General features: G+C 67.8%; 17 protein-coding genes. 8 read left to right on the top strand and 9 right to left on the bottom strand.

The features are described from left to right. Positions 1-27: 27 nt before the first annotated feature. Genes ACTWPB_RS02445 through ACTWPB_RS02455 form a run of 3 tightly spaced genes read right to left on the bottom strand, consistent with a single transcriptional unit; the run spans position 28 to position 3596 of the window. Entirely contained in the window at positions 28-1170 is a 1143-nt protein-coding gene (locus ACTWPB_RS02445; RefSeq protein ID WP_446224110.1) for an acyl-CoA dehydrogenase family protein, read from the bottom strand. Beyond that, on the bottom strand, positions 1171-2046 hold the full coding sequence (locus tag ACTWPB_RS02450; RefSeq protein WP_446224111.1) for an enoyl-CoA hydratase: 876 nt from the start codon (positions 2044-2046) through the stop codon (positions 1171-1173). Then, the gene (locus ACTWPB_RS02455) at positions 2043-3596 is read right to left on the bottom strand and encodes a FadD3 family acyl-CoA ligase (RefSeq protein WP_446224112.1); all 1554 of its coding nucleotides are present in this window, start codon (positions 3594-3596) and stop codon (positions 2043-2045) included. Before ACTWPB_RS02455 ends, ACTWPB_RS02450 begins: the two co-directional genes overlap by 4 nt. A 79-nt stretch (positions 3597-3675) precedes the next feature. On the opposite strand from ACTWPB_RS02455, the gene ACTWPB_RS02460 reads away from it, so the two are divergent. From ACTWPB_RS02460 to ACTWPB_RS02490, 7 genes are all read left to right on the top strand, one after another. Continuing rightward, positions 3676-4863, top strand: coding sequence for an acyl-CoA dehydrogenase family protein (locus tag ACTWPB_RS02460; protein ID WP_446224113.1), 1188 nt, complete (start codon positions 3676-3678; stop codon positions 4861-4863). Then, the gene (locus ACTWPB_RS02465; protein WP_446224114.1) at positions 4860-5681 is read left to right on the top strand and encodes an SDR family oxidoreductase; all 822 of its coding nucleotides are present in this window, start codon (positions 4860-4862) and stop codon (positions 5679-5681) included. Before ACTWPB_RS02460 ends, ACTWPB_RS02465 begins: the two co-directional genes overlap by 4 nt. A 55-nt stretch (positions 5682-5736) precedes the next feature. Continuing rightward, positions 5737-6348: a TetR/AcrR family transcriptional regulator gene (locus ACTWPB_RS02470; RefSeq protein ID WP_446224115.1), complete on the top strand. Its 612-nt coding sequence runs from the start codon at positions 5737-5739 to the stop codon at positions 6346-6348. Positions 6349-6394: 46 nt separating this feature from the next. Continuing rightward, positions 6395-7558, top strand: a complete 1164-nt coding sequence (locus tag ACTWPB_RS02475; protein ID WP_446226214.1) for an acetyl-CoA C-acetyltransferase — start codon at positions 6395-6397, stop codon at positions 7556-7558. Between the two features lie 242 nt (positions 7559-7800). Beyond that, positions 7801-8322, top strand: a complete 522-nt coding sequence (locus tag ACTWPB_RS02480) for a hypothetical protein (protein WP_446224116.1) — start codon at positions 7801-7803, stop codon at positions 8320-8322. Beyond that, positions 8288-8419, top strand: a complete 132-nt coding sequence (locus ACTWPB_RS02485; RefSeq protein WP_446224117.1) for a hypothetical protein — start codon at positions 8288-8290, stop codon at positions 8417-8419. Before ACTWPB_RS02480 ends, ACTWPB_RS02485 begins: the two co-directional genes overlap by 35 nt. A gap of 26 nt (positions 8420-8445) precedes the next feature. Beyond that, positions 8446-8733: a molybdopterin dinucleotide binding domain-containing protein gene (locus ACTWPB_RS02490; protein WP_446224118.1), complete on the top strand. Its 288-nt coding sequence runs from the start codon at positions 8446-8448 to the stop codon at positions 8731-8733. Positions 8734-8753: 20 nt separating this feature from the next. Here ACTWPB_RS02490 and ACTWPB_RS02495 read toward each other — a convergent pair whose 3' ends face one another. From ACTWPB_RS02495 to ACTWPB_RS02520, 6 genes are all read right to left on the bottom strand, one after another. Then, positions 8754-10004, bottom strand: coding sequence for an arginine deiminase (locus ACTWPB_RS02495; RefSeq protein WP_446224119.1), 1251 nt, complete (start codon positions 10002-10004; stop codon positions 8754-8756). A 27-nt stretch (positions 10005-10031) separates the two neighbouring features. Next, the gene (locus ACTWPB_RS02500) at positions 10032-11471 is read right to left on the bottom strand and encodes a basic amino acid/polyamine antiporter (protein WP_446224120.1); all 1440 of its coding nucleotides are present in this window, start codon (positions 11469-11471) and stop codon (positions 10032-10034) included. Positions 11472-11845: 374 nt separating this feature from the next. Beyond that, complete coding sequence (locus tag ACTWPB_RS02505; RefSeq protein WP_446224121.1) at positions 11846-12919, bottom strand: NAD(P)H-dependent flavin oxidoreductase; 1074 nt, start codon at positions 12917-12919, stop codon at positions 11846-11848. A gap of 83 nt (positions 12920-13002) precedes the next feature. After that, positions 13003-13770 (bottom strand): CoA-transferase subunit beta, encoded by a 768-nt coding sequence (locus tag ACTWPB_RS02510; RefSeq protein WP_446224122.1) that lies wholly within the window; start codon positions 13768-13770, stop codon positions 13003-13005. Then, complete coding sequence (locus tag ACTWPB_RS02515) at positions 13767-14657, bottom strand: CoA transferase subunit A (protein ID WP_446226215.1); 891 nt, start codon at positions 14655-14657, stop codon at positions 13767-13769. Before ACTWPB_RS02515 ends, ACTWPB_RS02510 begins: the two co-directional genes overlap by 4 nt. Then, positions 14654-15418, bottom strand: a complete 765-nt coding sequence (locus ACTWPB_RS02520) for an enoyl-CoA hydratase family protein (protein ID WP_446224123.1) — start codon at positions 15416-15418, stop codon at positions 14654-14656. Before ACTWPB_RS02520 ends, ACTWPB_RS02515 begins: the two co-directional genes overlap by 4 nt. A 70-nt stretch (positions 15419-15488) precedes the next feature. Here ACTWPB_RS02520 and ACTWPB_RS02525 point away from each other — a divergent pair, with 70 nt between their 5' ends. Continuing rightward, entirely contained in the window at positions 15489-16265 is a 777-nt protein-coding gene (locus tag ACTWPB_RS02525) for an SDR family oxidoreductase (RefSeq protein WP_446224124.1), read from the top strand. The last annotated feature ends 31 nt before the right edge of the window (positions 16266-16296 follow it).

Here is a 16296-nt window from a genome sequence, read left to right on the forward strand (position 1 = left end):
CGGCGTTGGTGCCCGGTGCGTCGACGGTCATCGCTTGCTCTCCCGCGGCAGACCGAGGATGCGCTCGGCGATGATGTTGCGCTGGATCTCGTTGGTGCCCGCGTAGATCGGGCCCGACAGCGAGAACAGGTAGCCGTCGGTCCACATGCCGGTCAGCTCGGCGGCGGGGCCGAGCAGGTCCAGTGCCGTCTGGTGCATGGCGATGTCGAGCTCGGACCAGTAGACCTTGGTGATCGAGGACTCGGCGCCGAGCTGACCGCCGTCGGTCAACCGGGTGACGGTGCCGAAGGTGTGCAGCCGGTAGGCCTCGCTGCCGATCCAGGCGTCCACCACGGCATTGCGCGCGGCGGTGTCGGTGGGTTCGGTCGTCTCGGTCCACAACTCGATCAGCCGCTGGGCGGTCGCGCTGAACCGGCCGGGGCTGCGCAGCGACAGGCCGCGCTCGTTGCTCGAGGTCGCCATCGCCACCCGCCAGCCCTCGTTCGGCGCGCCGATCACATCGCGGTCGGGGACGAAGACGTCGTCGAGGAAGATCTCGGCGAAGCCGGGCTCGCCGTCGAGCTGCGGGATCGGCCGCACACTCACGCCGTGCGCGGACAGCGGGAACATCACATAGGTCAGGCCGTGATGGCGCTGTGCCTCGGGATCGCTGCGGAACAGGCCGAAGGCCCAGTCGGCGTAGGTGGCGCGCGAGCTCCAGGTCTTCTGGCCGTTGAGGATCCAGCCGCCCTCGGTGCGCCGCGCGGTCGAGCGCAGGCTCGCGAGGTCGCTGCCGGATTCGGGCTCCGACCAGGCCTGCGCCCAGATGTCGTCGCCGCGCGCCATCCGCGGCAGGATCCGGGCCAGCTGCTCTGCGGTGCCGTGCTCGAACAGGGTCGGCGCGAGCAGGAAGATGCCGTTCTGGGCGACGCGGCCCGGCGCCCCCGCCGCGTAGTACTCCTGCTCGAACAGCACCCACTCGAGGATGGAGGCATCGCGGCCGCCGTACTCGGCCGGCCACGACACCGCCGACAGGCGGGCCTTCGCCAACGTGGCCTCCCAGGCGCGATGGGCTTCGAATCCCGCCGCCGTATCCATCGAGGGCAGCGGCTCGCTCGGCACCTGGGCGGCGAGGAACTCGCGTACCTCCAGCTGGAATTCCCGGGCGGCCGGGTCGATCTCGAGATCCACTTACTTCGTCCCGTTCTGTTCGGTAGCGGTGGCGGCGCTCTTCATCGAGCGGGCGTTCATCCCGCCGAGGGAATCGGCGCCGACCTCGGCGTTGTGCGCGTGCGCGAAATGATGCAGCCCGAAGACCGAGTCCATGCCGGTGCGCATGCCCATCAGATCCTCGGCCTGGTTGACGGCCTTCTTGGTGAGCGCCAGCCCGAATTGCGGCATGGCGGAGATCTTTTCGGCGAGACCGAATACCTCGGCTTCGAGTTCCTCGCGCGGCACGACGCGGTTGACCATGCCCCACTCCTTGGCCTGCGCCGCCCCGAACCGATCGCCGGTGAACAGGAACTCCTTGGCCGCGCGCGGACCCATCACCCACGGATGCGCGAAGTACTCCACACCCGGGATGCCCATCCGGACCACCGGATCGGAGAAGAACGCGTCGTCGGAGCAGACGATCAAATCGCACACCCAGGCCAGCATCAGGCCGCCCGCGATGCACGCGCCCTGCACCATCGCCACCATCGGCTTGGGGATTTCCCGCCAGCGCCGACACATTCCGAGATACACCTCGGACTCGCGCGCGAACCGCTGATCGCCACCGGGCCGGTCGAGGTGGTCCCACCACAGTGCGGCCTTGTTCTCGTAGTGCACATCGTGGTCGCGGCCCGGTGTGCCGATGTCGTGCCCGGCGCTGAAGTGTTTTCCGTTGCCCGCCAACACGATCACCTTGACCTCGGGATCCTCGACCGCGCGCACGAAGGCGGCATCGAGGGAGTAGGTCATCTTCGAGTTCTGCGCATTGCGGACATCGGGCCGGTTCATGGTGACGACGGCGACCGATCCGCGCACCTCATAGGTGACGACCTCGGTCTCGGTTTCGGAACTCACGACTTCTCCTCACGTAGCTCACGCTTGAGCACTTTGCCCGCGGCGCTGTAGGGCAGCTGGTCGCGGAACTCGACAAGCCTCGGCACTTTGAAATTCGCCAAGGTGCTCGCGGCGAAGGCGATCACCTCGTCCGCGGTCAGCGCCGATCCGGCCTTGCGGACCACAACGGCCTTGCCGACCTCGCCCATCCGCTCGTCGGGCACGCCGATGACCGCCGACTCGGCGACGCCGTCGAGCCTGGCCAGGGTCTGTTCGATCTCGGCGGGGTACACGTTGAATCCGCCGGTGATGTACATGTCCTTGAGCCGGTCGGTGATCTTCAGATAGCCGCGCTCGTCGACGATGCCGATGTCGCCGGTGTGCAGCCAGCCGTCGGCGTCGATGGACTCGGCAGTGGCCTCGGGGTCGTCGAGGTAGCCGAGCATCACGTTGGGGCCGCGCAGCAGCACCTCACCGGCCTCGGACAGGCGCAGTTCGAACCCGGCGATCGGCCCGCCGCAGGTGTTGGCGATGGTTTCCGCGTCGTCCTCCGGTCGGCACATGGTGCCGAAACCCGCCGACTCGGACAGGCCGTAGGCGGTAATGACCACCTCGAAGGCGAGTTCGTCGCGCATCCGCTCGATCAGTACCACCGGCACGGTCGCCGCGCCGGTCACCGCCACCCGCAGCGAGGTCAGGTCGTGCTCGGCGCGGTGGGGATGGGCGAGGATGGTCTGGTAGATCGTCGGCGGACCGGTGAGCACGGTGATCTGCTCGGACTCGATCATGGCCAGCGCCGCGGGGACGTCGAAGGTGGCCTGCGGCACGATCGTGGCCCCGGTGACCAGGCACGCGAGAATGCCCGCCTTGTAACCGAAGTTGTGGAAGAACGGGGGGATCACCAGGTAGCGGTCGCCCGCGCGCAGGGTCGAGCATTCCACCCAGCCGCGCACCACATCGAGGGCCTGCCGGTGCGCGACGAGCGTGCCCTTGCTGCGGCCGGTGGTGCCGGAGGTGAACAGGATGTCGGCGATGTCGTCGGGACAGACCTGGTCGGCCCGCGCGTCGCCGGTCGCCTCGGAGACGGTCTCGGCCTGCGCGAGCAACTCCGCCCACGTCACCGTTGTCTGGGCCGCCGCGCTGGGGGCGGTCTCGACCGGGATGACGACGACGGTGCCGATGCCGAGCCCCGGTGCCGTCGCCACGAGTTCCGCGGCCCGATCGCGACCGAGGAACGGACCGGCGACGAACAACGCCTTCGCATCCACGCGGGTCAGCACATCGACGGCTTCGGCCGCCACATAGCGGGTGTTCAACGGAACCAGCGCGGCCCCGACGGAATGCGCGGCCAGCGCGGCGATCACCCAGTGGTGGGTGTTCGGTGCCCACATCGCGATCCGGTCGCCGGGGGCGATGCCGCGCGCGATCAGGCCGCGCGCGGCGATGCGGACCTGGTCGAGCAGTTCGGCCCAGGTCAGGCGGGTCGCGCCGTCGATCAGGGCAGGCTCGTGCGGATGCGCCGCGGCGATGTGTCGCAGCGCCTGCGGAGTGGTTTGTGCAGTGGGTGTCACGGAGTCCTCACCGTTGTGCGGTTCGCTGTTCTTCCGAAGCAGCTGACAAAGCAAGTGCTTGGTAGGTTATCCTATCGGCGTGGGCGTGATCCAGACCTCAGATTCCGATACCGCGACCTCCGACGCGGAGTTTCGCGCGGAAATACGCGATTGGCTCGCCGAAAATCTTTCGGGCGAGTTCGCTGACCTGCGCGGCACCGGCGGACCGGGCCGCGAGCACGAATTCTTCGACGAGCGATTGGCGTGGGACCGACACCTCGCGAAGGCGGGCTGGACCTGCCTCGGCTGGCCGGTCGAATACGGCGGCCGCGGTGCGAGTGTGCACCAGCAGGTGATCTTCCACGAGGAATACGCCAAGGCCGACGCCCCCGCGCGGGTCTCGCACGTGGGTGAGGAACTGCTCGGCCCGACATTGCTCGCCTTCGGCACCGAGGAGCAGAAGCAGCGCTTCCTCCCCGGTGTCCGCTCGGTCGGCGAGCTGTGGTGTCAGGGCTATTCCGAGCCGGGCGCGGGCTCCGACCTCGCCGCGGTCAGCACGACCGCCCGGCTGGAGGGCGACAAGTGGGTGATCAACGGCCAGAAGATCTGGACCTCGCTCGCCCACGTCGCCGACTGGTGCTTCGTGATCGCCCGCACCGAACGCGGCTCGACCCGCCACAAGGGCCTGTCCTACCTGCTGGTCCCGATGAACCAGCCCGGCATCGACGTGCGCCCGATCGAACAGCTCACCGGCACTTCCGAATTCAACGAAGTGTTCTTCGACAACGCCGTGACCGACGCGGACCTGGTCGTCGGCGAACCCGGTGACGGCTGGCGAATCGCCATGGGCACCTTGACCTTCGAACGCGGGATCTCCACCCTCGGCCAGCAGATCCGTTTCGCGCGTGAGCTCGCCGATATCGAAGACTTCGCGCGGCGGACCGGCACCGCCGACGACCCGCTGATCGCCGACCGCCTCGACCGCGCCTGGGTCGGACTCCGGGTGTTGCGCGCGCACGCACTGCGCACCATGAGCGAGGACCACGACGATTCGGGCGGTGCCTCGGTGTCGAAGTTGTTGTGGGCCAACTGGCATCGCGACCTCGGCGAGCTGGCGATGGCCGTCCAAGGCGCGGCGGGCCTGATCACCGGCCCCGACGACATGACCGCATGGCAGCGGCTGTACCTGTTCAGCCGCGCCGACACGATCTATGGAGGTTCGAACGAAGTGCAGCGCAACATCATCGCCGAGCGTGTGCTCGGTCTCCCGCGAGAGGCACGCCCGTGAGTGAGCAGACCTATTCGGGCGCGAACAAGTCGCTGTCGATCGCGCCGGCCTCGATTCCGGGACACGGCCTGCTCGCAGGCCGGACGGCCGTGATCACCGCCGCCGCGGGCACCGGCATCGGGTCGGCCACCGCGCGCAGGCTCCTCGACGAGGGCGCCGACGTGGTGGTCTCGGATTGGCACGAGCGCCGCTTGACCGAGACCGCCGAGCTGCTCTCGAAGGAATTCCCGGAGCGCACTGTCGGCGCCGTGGTGTGCGACGTCCGCGACACCGCGCAGGTCAACCAGCTGCTCACCGATGCCGCCGCCGAACTCGGCCGGATCGACATCATGGTCAACAACGCGGGCCTCGGCGGTGAGACCCCGGTGGTCGACATGACCGACGAGCAGTGGGACCAGGTTCTCGACATCACCCTCACCGGCACTTTCCGCTGCACTCGTGCGGCGCTGGGGTACTTCCGCGGCGCGGGCCACGGCGGCGTGATCGTCAACAACGCCTCCGTCCTCGGCTGGCGTGCCCAGCACAGCCAGGCGCACTACGCCGCCGCCAAGGCCGGTGTGATGGCGCTCACCAGGTGCAGTGCGGTCGAAGCCGCCGAATTCGGGGTGCGGATCAACGCTGTCGCGCCGAGCATCGCCCGTCATCCGTTCCTGGACAAGGTGAGTTCGACCGAGCTGCTCGACTCGCTCAGCGAGCGCGAGGCCTTCGGTCGGGCCGCCGAGCCTTGGGAAGTAGCGGCAACGATCGCCATGCTGGCCAGTGACTACACCTCGTATCTGACCGGCGAGGTTGTCTCGGTGAGTAGTCAGCGCGCATGATCGCCGTGGCGGGTTCCCGGAAACCAAGCAAGTGCTTGGTGCTACGTTGAGGGGTGTGACCGCTCCCGACACCGTGAAACGCACCCGCCGCGCCGAACTGCTCGACCTCGCCGCCCGCCTGTTCGCCGAGCGTGGGTTGCGTGCCACCACAGTGCGCGACATCGCCGACTCGGCGGGCATCCTCTCCGGCAGCCTCTACCACCACTTCGACTCCAAGGAATCGATGGTCGACGAGATCCTGCGCGGCTTCCTCGACGACCTGTTCGGCCGCTACCGCGAGATCGCGGCCGCCTCGCTGAGTTCGCGAGACACCTTGGAGGCCTTGGTCATCGCCTCCTACGAGGCATTCGACCGGCACCACGCCGCGGTCGCGATCTACCAGGCCGAGGCCAAGAACCTGCGCGACGTAGCACGTTTCGCCTACATCCGTGACTTCAACATCGAGTTCCGCGAGCTGTGGCACCGGGTGCTCGCCACCGGCGTCGCCGATGGCAGCTTCCGTCCCGAACTCGACGTGGAACTCGCGTTCCGCTTCCTGCGCGACACCGTGTGGGTGGCGGTCCGCTGGTACACCCCCGGTGGCCCGATCACCGTGAAAAACCTTGCCCAGCAATATCTCACCATCGTGCTCGACGGGCTCACCCTGCCCGGGAGCACCACGCCATAGGAGTTCCCCGATGACCGCACCCGCCGAGCGCCGCCCCTACACCCCGTTGCGGGAGGCCTATGTGATCGATGCGGTGCGTACCGCGGTCGGCAAGCGCAATGGCGCGCTGGCCGGCGTGCACCCGGCCGACCTCGGCGCCGCCGCCCTGCGCGGGCTCATCGAACGCACCGGCATCGACCCTGCCGTCGTCGACGACGTGATCGTCGGCTGTGTCGACAATGTCGGTCCGCAGGCAGGCAATATCGGCCGCACCATGTGGCTGACCGCGGGATACCCCGAAGAGGTTCCCGGGGTCACCGTCGACCGGCAGTGTGGTTCCAGCCAGCAGGCGGTGAACTTCGGCGCGCAGGCCATCATGAGCGGCACCGCCGAGGTGATCGTCGCGGCGGGCGTGCAGAACATGAGCGCCATCCCGATCTCGGCCGCCATGCTCGCGGGCAAGGAATACGGCTTCGACTCCCCGTTCGTCGGCGCCACCGGCTGGGACGAGCGCTACGGCACCGGCGAGGTCTCGCAGTTCCGCGGCGCCGAGCTGATCGCCGAGAAGTGGGGCATCACCCGCGAGGACATGGAGCAGTGGGCGCTGCGCAGTCACGAACGCGCCCGCGCCGCCATCGCCGCAGGCCGCTTCGAGGCCGAGATCGTGCCGGTCGGTGACTTCGCGGTCGACCAGGGTCCGCGCGAGACCAGCCTCGAGAAGATGGCGACCCTGCCACCGCTCGGCGAGGGCAGCCCGCTCACCGCCGCTGTCGCCAGCCAGATCTCCGACGGCGCCAGCGCGACGCTGCTCGCCTCCGAATGGGCGGTCAAGGAGTACGGCCTCACCCCGCGCGCCCGCATCCACCATGTCAGCGCGCGCGGCGCGGACCCGATCTTCATGCTCAGCGCGCCGATTCCGGCGACCAAGTGGGCGCTGGAGAAGACCGGCCTGACCATCGACGATATCGACGTCATCGAGATCAACGAGGCCTTCGCGCCCGTGGTACTGGCCTGGATCAAGGAGATCGGCGCCGATCCGGCGAAGGTGAATGTCAACGGTGGCGCCATCGCGCTCGGCCATCCGCTCGGTGCGACCGGCGCGAAGCTGTTCGCCACCCTGCTGCACGAGCTCGAGCGCGTGAACGGCCGCTACGGCCTGCTCACCATCTGCGAGGGTGGCGGCACGGCCAACGTGACCATCATCGAGCGCCTCGACGCCGACCCGGTGTAGGTCAGCTGTTCGAAAAGTTGTGGTCCTCGGCGAGTTTCGCCGAGGACCACACTTGTCTCACCACCAGTAGTCACCACGTCCCCTCGCTGGAGCGTGCCGGGAAAATCGCAGTGCGCCCCGCACCTGATGCCGGACCGGCCAAAAAACTACGAGTAGGCCGCACTCCGCGTCCCGGGCGCTCCCGTGTTCGAGAGCTGGACCGCGTCCCGGTGATCGCGGATCGTCGGCCTACGATCGGCCTGGTGAAGGTGCTCGGTGCTTGCCCCCTTGACTGCCCCGACGCGTGCTCGTGGGTGGTGACCGTCGAGGACGGGGTCGCCACGGGGCTGCGGGGGAACAAGGAACATCTGGTCACGCGCGGCGCGCTGTGCGTGAAGGTGAACCGCTATCTCGAGCTGGGGCACGTGGTGGTCTCGCTGGGCGCCCATGACACCGAGTTCATCGCCGAGCACACCGAGGGCTGGCCCGAATTCCGGGACCGTATCGAGGAATTCACGCCCGAACGGGTCACCGCGATCTCGGAATTGCGACGGGAGCAGATCGTCGCGCTCGGCGAGCGGATCGCCCGCACCAGGCCGACTGCCATCCGCGCGTCGCAAGGTATGCAGCGGCATGCGGGCGGTGGCATGGCGCTTCGGGTGCTCGGCTGCCTGCCCGGCGTCACCGGCGACTGGGCGATACCCGGTGGCGGACTGCACTATTCGACGAGCGGGCACTTCCGTATCGACGATGTGGAACGAACCCGCCGTCGAGCCGCCGGGTGAATGCCTGTCCACCACCGAGACCTTCCGCATGCTCTCCCGTCGCCTCGGCCTCACCGAACCGGCGCTCTACGACTCCGACGAGGACACTACTTCCTGAACACCTCGTTCGGCGCCAACCCCGAATTGCGCCGCCGGGCAGGCGAAGCCGCCATCACCCTGCATCCCGACGACGCCACCGCCCGCGGTATCGCCGACGGTGAACCCGTGCTGGTGTCCAACGCGCGCGGGTCGTTCGAGGCTGTGGCCGAGGTGTCGGACCGGGTCCGCCCCGGCGTCGCGGGCACGACGAAGGGCCGCTGGGCAAAATTCACCAACGGCGCCACCGTGAATGCCACGGTCGCCGAACGGGATTCGGACTACGGCGGCGGCGCGGTGTTTCATGACAACCGCGTCGAGGTGCGTCCCCGCTGATCACCCGCCGCCGGGACCGCTCAGAAGTCGACGGCGTCGCGAATCAGCGGGCAGGTCATGCAGTGGCCGCCGCCCCGGCCGCGGCCGAGTTCGGCGCCGACAATGGAGATCACCTCGACGCCCTCCTTGCGCAGGGCCGCGTTGGTGTGGGTGTTGCGGTCGTAGGCGAACACGACGCCGGGTTCGACGGCGACCAGATTGTTTCCGCTGTCCCACTGCTGGCGTTCGTTGGCGTAGTAGCCGCCGCCGGTCTCCACCACCCGCAGCTTCGGCAGGTTCAGTGACGCGGCCACCACGTCGAGGAACGGCGCGGTCTCCTCGATCACCTCGACCCCGGGTGCGCGGTCGCTGGGCCGCAGGGAGAACGGGTGGATGCCGTAGACGATGTCGGGGTACACCGTGACCAGGTCGCGGTCGGCGAAGGTGAACACCGTGTCGAGGTGCATGGCCGAGCGCAGCTTCGGCATTCCGGCCACGATTACCCGCTCGGCGGCACCGGCCTCGAACAGCGACGCGGCGACCTGGGTGATCGCCTGCCGCGATGTCCGTTCGCTCATCCCGGCCAGGACCACCCCGTTGCCGACCGGCATCACGTCGCCACCCTCGAAAGTTGCCAGCCCCCAATCTTTTCCGGGATCGCCCCACCAGACCTTCGCGCCGGTGAAGTCGGGGTGGAAGGCGTAGATCGCGCCCATCAGCAGCGTCTCGTCGTGCCGGGCGGGCCAGTACAGTGGATTGAGCGTGACGCCGCCGTAGAGCCAGCAGGTGGTGTCGCGGGTGTAGAGGGTGTTCGGTAGCGGCGGCATCAGATACTCGCGGACCCCGGTCTGCTCGCGCGCCAGTGCCAGGTAGCCGGAACGGAATTCGGCGGGCAGGTCCGCGGTCGCGAGTCCGCCGATGAGGTAGGTCGCCAGGGTGCGGTCGTCCACCGAGTTCAGGTAGGCCCTGGTGTCGTCGATCAGCCCGAGCCCGACCTCGTTGGCCACGATCTTGCGATCGAGAATCCAGTCCTTCGCGCCGGGCACGGCCAGGGTTTCGGCGAGCAGATTGTGCAGCTCGACCACCTCGACGCCGCGGTCGCGCATCTTCGTCATGAAGTCGAAGTGGTCGCGTTTGGCGTTCTGCACCCACAGCACGTCGTCGAAGAGCAGGTCATCGCAATTGGTCGGAGTGAGCCGCTCGTGTGCCAGGCCGGGCGCGCATACCAGCACCTTGCGCAGCGTGCCGACTTCGGAATGGACGCCGAACGCGGTGGCGGGGGTTCCAGTCATTTCTGCTCCTCGAAAGATCGGGCGGACTCAGATCGAGATGGCGCCGGTCGCCAGGCCGACGATGCCGATGACGGCGCCGAGGGCGACCGCCGCGAACAGGACCGCCTCCCAGGGCGAGAAGGTCCGCTTGCCCGCCTCCCGGCGGGTCAGCGCGAACAAGATGGTGCCGGGCGCGTAGATGATGCACGACAGCAGCAGGAATTCGAGTCCGGCCGCGACGAGCATGAACGCGGTGTAGAAGGTGGCGACGAAGGCGATGACGAGCTCTTTGACTCGGTTGTTCGGCTGGATCTGCTCGTAGGTCTCCCTGGTGTAGGCGAGTTTGAGCGCGTAGGCCGCGGCCAGCAGGTACGGCACCAGTGACAGCGAACTGCACAGCTTGAGGGTGAAGGTGAACGCGTCGTCGGAGAACAGGGTGGTGACCAGCACGATCTGGATCAGCGCGGTGGTGAAGATCAGCGCCACCACCGGCACATTCGCGGCGTTGACCCGGGCCAGGAACGACGGCATGTCCCGGTCTTTCGCCGCCACGAACAACACCTCGGCGGCCATCAGCGTCCAGGCCAGGTAGGCGCCGAGGACCGAGATGATCAGTCCGATACTGATGAACCAGGCACCCCAGGTACCGACGGCGGATTCGAAGACCGGCGACATCGACGGCTGTTGCGCGACGGCGAGTTCGGTACGCGGCATGATGCCGAACGACACCATGGTCACCGACGCGAAAATGGCCAGCACGCTGAGGAATCCGAGCACGGTGGCGCGACCGATGTCCTCGCGCTTGCGCGCGTACCTGGAGTACACGCTCGCACCCTCGATGCCGAGGAACACGAAGACTGTCACCAGCATCGTCGAACGCACCTGCTCGACCAGCGATTCGGAATACGCGTCGCCGCCCCAGAAGTTGTCCGCGAAGACGCCGGGGTCGAAGAAGAACAGCAGCACCACGATGAACACCAGGATCGGCACCAGCTTGGCCACGGTGACGATCTGGTTGATGGTGGCGGCCTCCTGGACCCCGCGCAGCACCATGAAATGGAACGCCCAGATGCACACCGTCGACAGCAGCACCGCGGGAACGGTGTTGCCTTCGCCGAAGATGGGCAGCACCTGCCCGAGGGTGGACTTGATCAGCACCCAGTAACTGACGTTGCCGACGCAGGCGCTCGCCCAGTACCCGAACGCGGAGAAGAAGCCGAGGTACTCGCCGAAGCCGGCCTTCGCGTAGGCGTAGACACCGGCGTCGAGGTCTGGTTTGCGCACGGCCAGCGTCTGGAAGACGAACGCCAGCATCAGCATTCCGGTGCCCGCGATCGACCAGGCGATGATCGCGCCGAATCCGCCGGTGGCCTGGCCGAAGTTGCGCGGTAGCGAGAAGACGCCCGCCCCGACCATGGAGCCGACCACCATCGCCGACAAGGTCAGCAACGGCATCTTCTTGGTCGCGGTCTGTTCCGAGACTGTCATCGCGCTACTCCTCCGGATCTGGACGGACGCGGGCAGGAGGGGGCGGCGACGAGGGTGGCAATCATCGCGCATATCGGCATCGGCGAGGCCCGGACCTGCCGCTTACACCCGGCGTCCACGCGACCTCCCGCTGCGATATCGATGTCCGGCAAATTTTGGGCGACCGGGCAACGTCGGTAGCCGCTTCGAGAGCGTGTCGCGACCACGAGACCCGCGCGGCAGCTTCTGGAGCGCCGAAAAAGCACCGGACCCGATGCGCACCTCGTGGGTGCGGCACCGGGTCCGGTGTTCGATCGCCCGCCCCGTGGGACCGACGGTTGGCTCAGGGCCGTCGATCGAAGCGAGCTCGTGGAGGGAGCCGGGTCGGCTCCGGGTCAGTGGGCGTCGGCGGCAGGCTCGATGGTCAGCGCCGAGAGCGCCTCGATCCGGGCGACGGCGTCGGTGACGATCCCGTCGATCAGCTCGGCCACGGTCGGCAAGCTGTCGATGATGCCGGTGACCTGACCCGCGGGCAGCACGCCCGCATCGGTGCGACCCTCGACGAGACCCGCCTTGGTCAGCATCGCCGAGTTCGCCGCCATCACGACCTGAGACCAGCTGAGGTCCTTGGTCTTTCGCATCGCCAGACCGTCGCGCATCAGCGTCGACCATTTCATGCCGGTCATGCTCTTGAACTTGGCCGCGTTGCCCACCGCCGCCGACAGCCCGCGCCAGCCGCCGGAGTGTTCCAGCTTCTCGACCAGTTCGGTGTTCAGCATCCGATGCGGCATCCCGTCGACCTTCACCGACACGACGGTGTCCTGCAGGCCACGCGCCAAGTACTCCTGCTTCACGGCCTCGGGGACGGTGCTTTCCTGGGTGAGCAGGAAGCGGGTGCCCATCGCTACACCGGCTGCGCCGTAGGACAGTGCGGCGGCCAGGCCCCGACCGTCGAAGAAGCCACCCGCCGCGATCACCGGAATATCCACCGCGTCGAGTACCGACGGCAGCAGCAGCGTGGTGGCGACCGGACCGGTGTGCCCACCGCCCTCGCCGCCCTGCACGATCACCGCGTCGGCGCCCCAGGACGCCACTTTCACCGCGTGCTTGGCCGCACCGATCGACGGAACGACAACGACACCGGCATCTTTGAGCCGGGCGATGAGTTCCCTCTTGGGTGCGAGTGCGAAGGAGGCGACGCGGACCTGCTCGCGGATGAGCAGTTCGATGCGCTCGCCCGCGTCGGTGGCGTCGGCGCGGATGTTCACGCCGAAGGGCTTGCCGGTGAGCGACTTGGTCTTGGCGACCGCCGCCTCTAGCTCCTCGAAAGTCATTGTCGCCGAGGCGAGAATGCCGAGTCCGCCCGCGTTCGCCGTTGCCGAGACCAGGCGAGGACCGGCGACCCAGCCCATCCCGGTCTGCACGATGGGATGCTCGATCCCGACCAACTCGGTCAGCGGGGTCCGCAACCGCGCGCTGGGACTGTCTCCTTTCCGCGTGCTCGGGCGGCCTGCGTGGTTATGCTCCGCTTCGGCCTCCCGCCGCTGACCGCTCACGCCGCCACTTCCTTCTCACGGAAACCCTTGGGGTCGAGCACGGTTCGGATGATCCGCAGCTCTTCTTCGGTGGGCAGCCTGGTCTGGCCCGCTTCGCCCAATTCGGCGATCTCGAAGGAGGTGTTCTCCGCGACCTCGGCGGAACTCACACCCGGGTGCAGCGACAGTGCGCGCAGGGTGTGGTCGGGGCCGTTGAAGTCGAACACGCCAAGGTTGGTCACCACGCGGTGCAGGTGATGGAAGCGGTACGCCGGATTCTCGGGATCGATTCGGTCGTAACCGATTCCGGAGATGATGTCGACGTTCTCGACGAATACCCGATTGTTGTGCCTCGGCACGAAGTAGCTGGTCGCGTGGTTGATGGTGTTGCCGGGCGCGCCCCGCACACCGAACATCTGCCGCGACGGCTGCTGGAGCGGACCGAAGGCCGACAGGTTCTGGTTGCCGAACCGGTCGATCTGGTTGGCGCCCATCACCACGTGGCGACGGCCCGAGGCGACCACATCGAACACCCGCGAGAACGGAATCCAGCCCTCCACAGGTGCTTTCGCGCCGATCGCCGGTACCTCGGCGAACAACAGCGCTTCACCGTCGGACAGCAGCAGATCGGGTTCGAAGGTGAGCCGGGCCAGCCGCGCACCGATGGTGGTGATCGTCGACATCGGGCTCGCCATGATCTCGCCCGCCCCACGGAAGATCTCCGCCGCCGCGACGACACAGACCTCGGCGCGGGTGATGGGTCCGCTGTGCACTGCGGCGTTCATAGGTTCTGCTCCTCGGCGAAAGTGGCTACGGCGGACTGGTATTCGTCCTCGGAGACGTCGAGATAGCGAGCCTTGAACTCGGCCCACGACTCCGGCGTCTTCGCGGCCGCCACATAGTGCTTCTGAAACTTCTCGTCGCGCCCGTAGCTGCCGGCGAAGGTGAAGTGCGCGCCACCGGGCGACTCGACCACACCGTCGACCAGCATGCGGTTGAGGATGATCGCTTGTTGCGGAACGGCTTTCACCAGTTCCTCGGTCTCGACGATGCGATCCACCGAGACGTAGCGGCGTTGCGCCGCCAGGCAGTACAGGTCGTCGAAATACGGATCGACGCCCGTGTAGGCCGCGTTGCCGTGCTTGTCGGCCAGATCCAGATGCACGAACGACGCGTCGAGGTTCAGCGCGGGCATCGCGACCAGGGTCTCGATGCGACCGTCGGCGGCGGGGTACGGCGACGGGATGGTCTTCAGCTCGCCTTCCCAGAAGTCGAGCACCGCGGATCCGAGCCCGGCCCGGATCGGCAGGAACGGCAGTCGCGCGGCGGCCGCTTGCAGCCCGCACTTGACCATGCCCTCGTCCATCTCGCGCACGGTGATCGCGCCCTCGGTGCGCGCCTTCGCGAACCACGGGTCGTAGAACGGCGCCGAATCCAGCGACACGAACCCGTAGTACGCCTTGCGGACCTTGCCCGCCGAACACAGCAGACCCAGATCCGGGCCGCCGTAGGTGACCACGGTCAGATCGGTGACGTCGGAACGCAGCAGCGCGCGCACCAGCGCCATCGGTTTGCGTCGCGAACCCCAGCCGCCGATCCCGATGGTCATGCCGCTGCGCAGCTCACCGACCACCTCGTCGAGGGTCATTCTCTTGTCGCGCATGGCTTTCAGCTCTCCTTCTTCTGCGCGGCGAGATCGTCGTCGAAGCGCGCTCTGATCTCGTCGGCGACACCGGCGAGGTTGAGCTCCATCGTGAAGCCCTGTTCGTAGCGGTAGGACCGGTGCACGTCCTGCACGTCGATGCCGTTGAGCGCGCGTTTGGCGGCGCGGATCACGCGGCCGTCCTTGTTCGCGATGTTCTTGGCGACGTCCATCGCGGCGGCGTCGAGTTCGGCGCGCGGCACCACCTTGTACACCGAACCGAAGTGGTGCAGCTGCTGGGCGGTGAGCTTGCCCGCGGTGTAGAACATGGTGCGCATCAGGTGCTGGGGGACCAGCCGAGACAGGTGCGTGGCGGCGCCGAGCGCGCCACGGTCCACTTCGGGCAGCCCGAAGGTGGCGTCGTCGGAGGCGACGATGACATCGGAATTGCCGACCAGGCCGATGCCGCCGCCGAGGCAGAAGCCGTTCACGGCGGTGACCACGGGCACCTCGCAGTCGTAGACCGCGGCGAAGGCCTCGAAGCAGCCGTGGTTGGCGCGGATCAGCGCGGTATGGCCGACGTCGGCGTTCATCTCTTTGATGTCGACGCCCGCGTTGAACCCGCGGCCTTCCGCGCGCAGCACGACCACCCGGGTCTCCTGGTTGCGGCCCGCGGCCCTGACGGCTTCGGCCAGTGCGAACCAGCCGTCCGAGGGCAGGGCGTTGACCGGCGGGTAGTCGACTGTGACGACCTCTACCCCGTCGGCTTCGGTGTGACGGTTTATCCCCATCGCGATGTCTCCTCGTGCACGCCTCGGCGAACCCGAGACAAAGCAAGCAATTGCTTGGTAGGTTAACACGGTGGCTGTAGAAATAGACCTTTCCGAGCAGATCGTTCTGGTGACAGGTGGTGTGCGCGGCGTCGGCGCCGGAATCAGCCGGGCCTTCCTCGCCGCGGGCGCGACCGTGCTGACCTGCGCGCGCAGACCGGCCGACGAGCCGATCACGGTGGGGGATCGCAGCACCGAACACCTCACCTGCGATGTGCGCGATGTCGACGCGGTGGCGGCGATGTTCGCCGAGATCGTCGCCAGGCACGGCCGGATCGACCATGTGGTGAACAACGCCGGTGGCGCGCCGTTCGCGATGGCCGACGCCGCCAGCCCCAACTTCCACACCAAGATCGTGGAGCTGAATCTGCTCGCGCCCCTGCTGATCTCCCAGCAGGCCAATGCGCTGATGCAAAAGCAGGACACGGGCGGCTCGATCGTGATGATCACCAGTGTGAGCGGGCACCGGCCCTCGCCGGGCACCGCCGCCTACGGCGCGGCCAAGGCGGGCCTGGACAACCTCGCGTCCTCGCTGGCCGTCGAGTGGGCACCGAAGGTCCGGCTCAACTCCGTCGTCGTCGGCCCGGTGGAAACCGAACTCAGCCACCTGCACTACGGCGACGCCGACGGAGTAGCCGCCGTAGCGAAAACCGTCCCGCTCGGCCGCCTCGCCCGCCCCGCCGACGTCGGCAACGCCGCCCTCTTCCTGTCCTCACCCCTGGCCGCTCACATCAGCGGCGCGACCTTGCTCGTCCACGGCGGCGGCGAACGCCCAGCCTTCCTCGACGCCGCAAACACGAACAACTGATCGCTTCGCGCATGCCTCGCCACCCCGCCTC

The sequence above is a fragment of the Nocardia sp. IBHARD005 genome, from assembly GCF_052814245.1.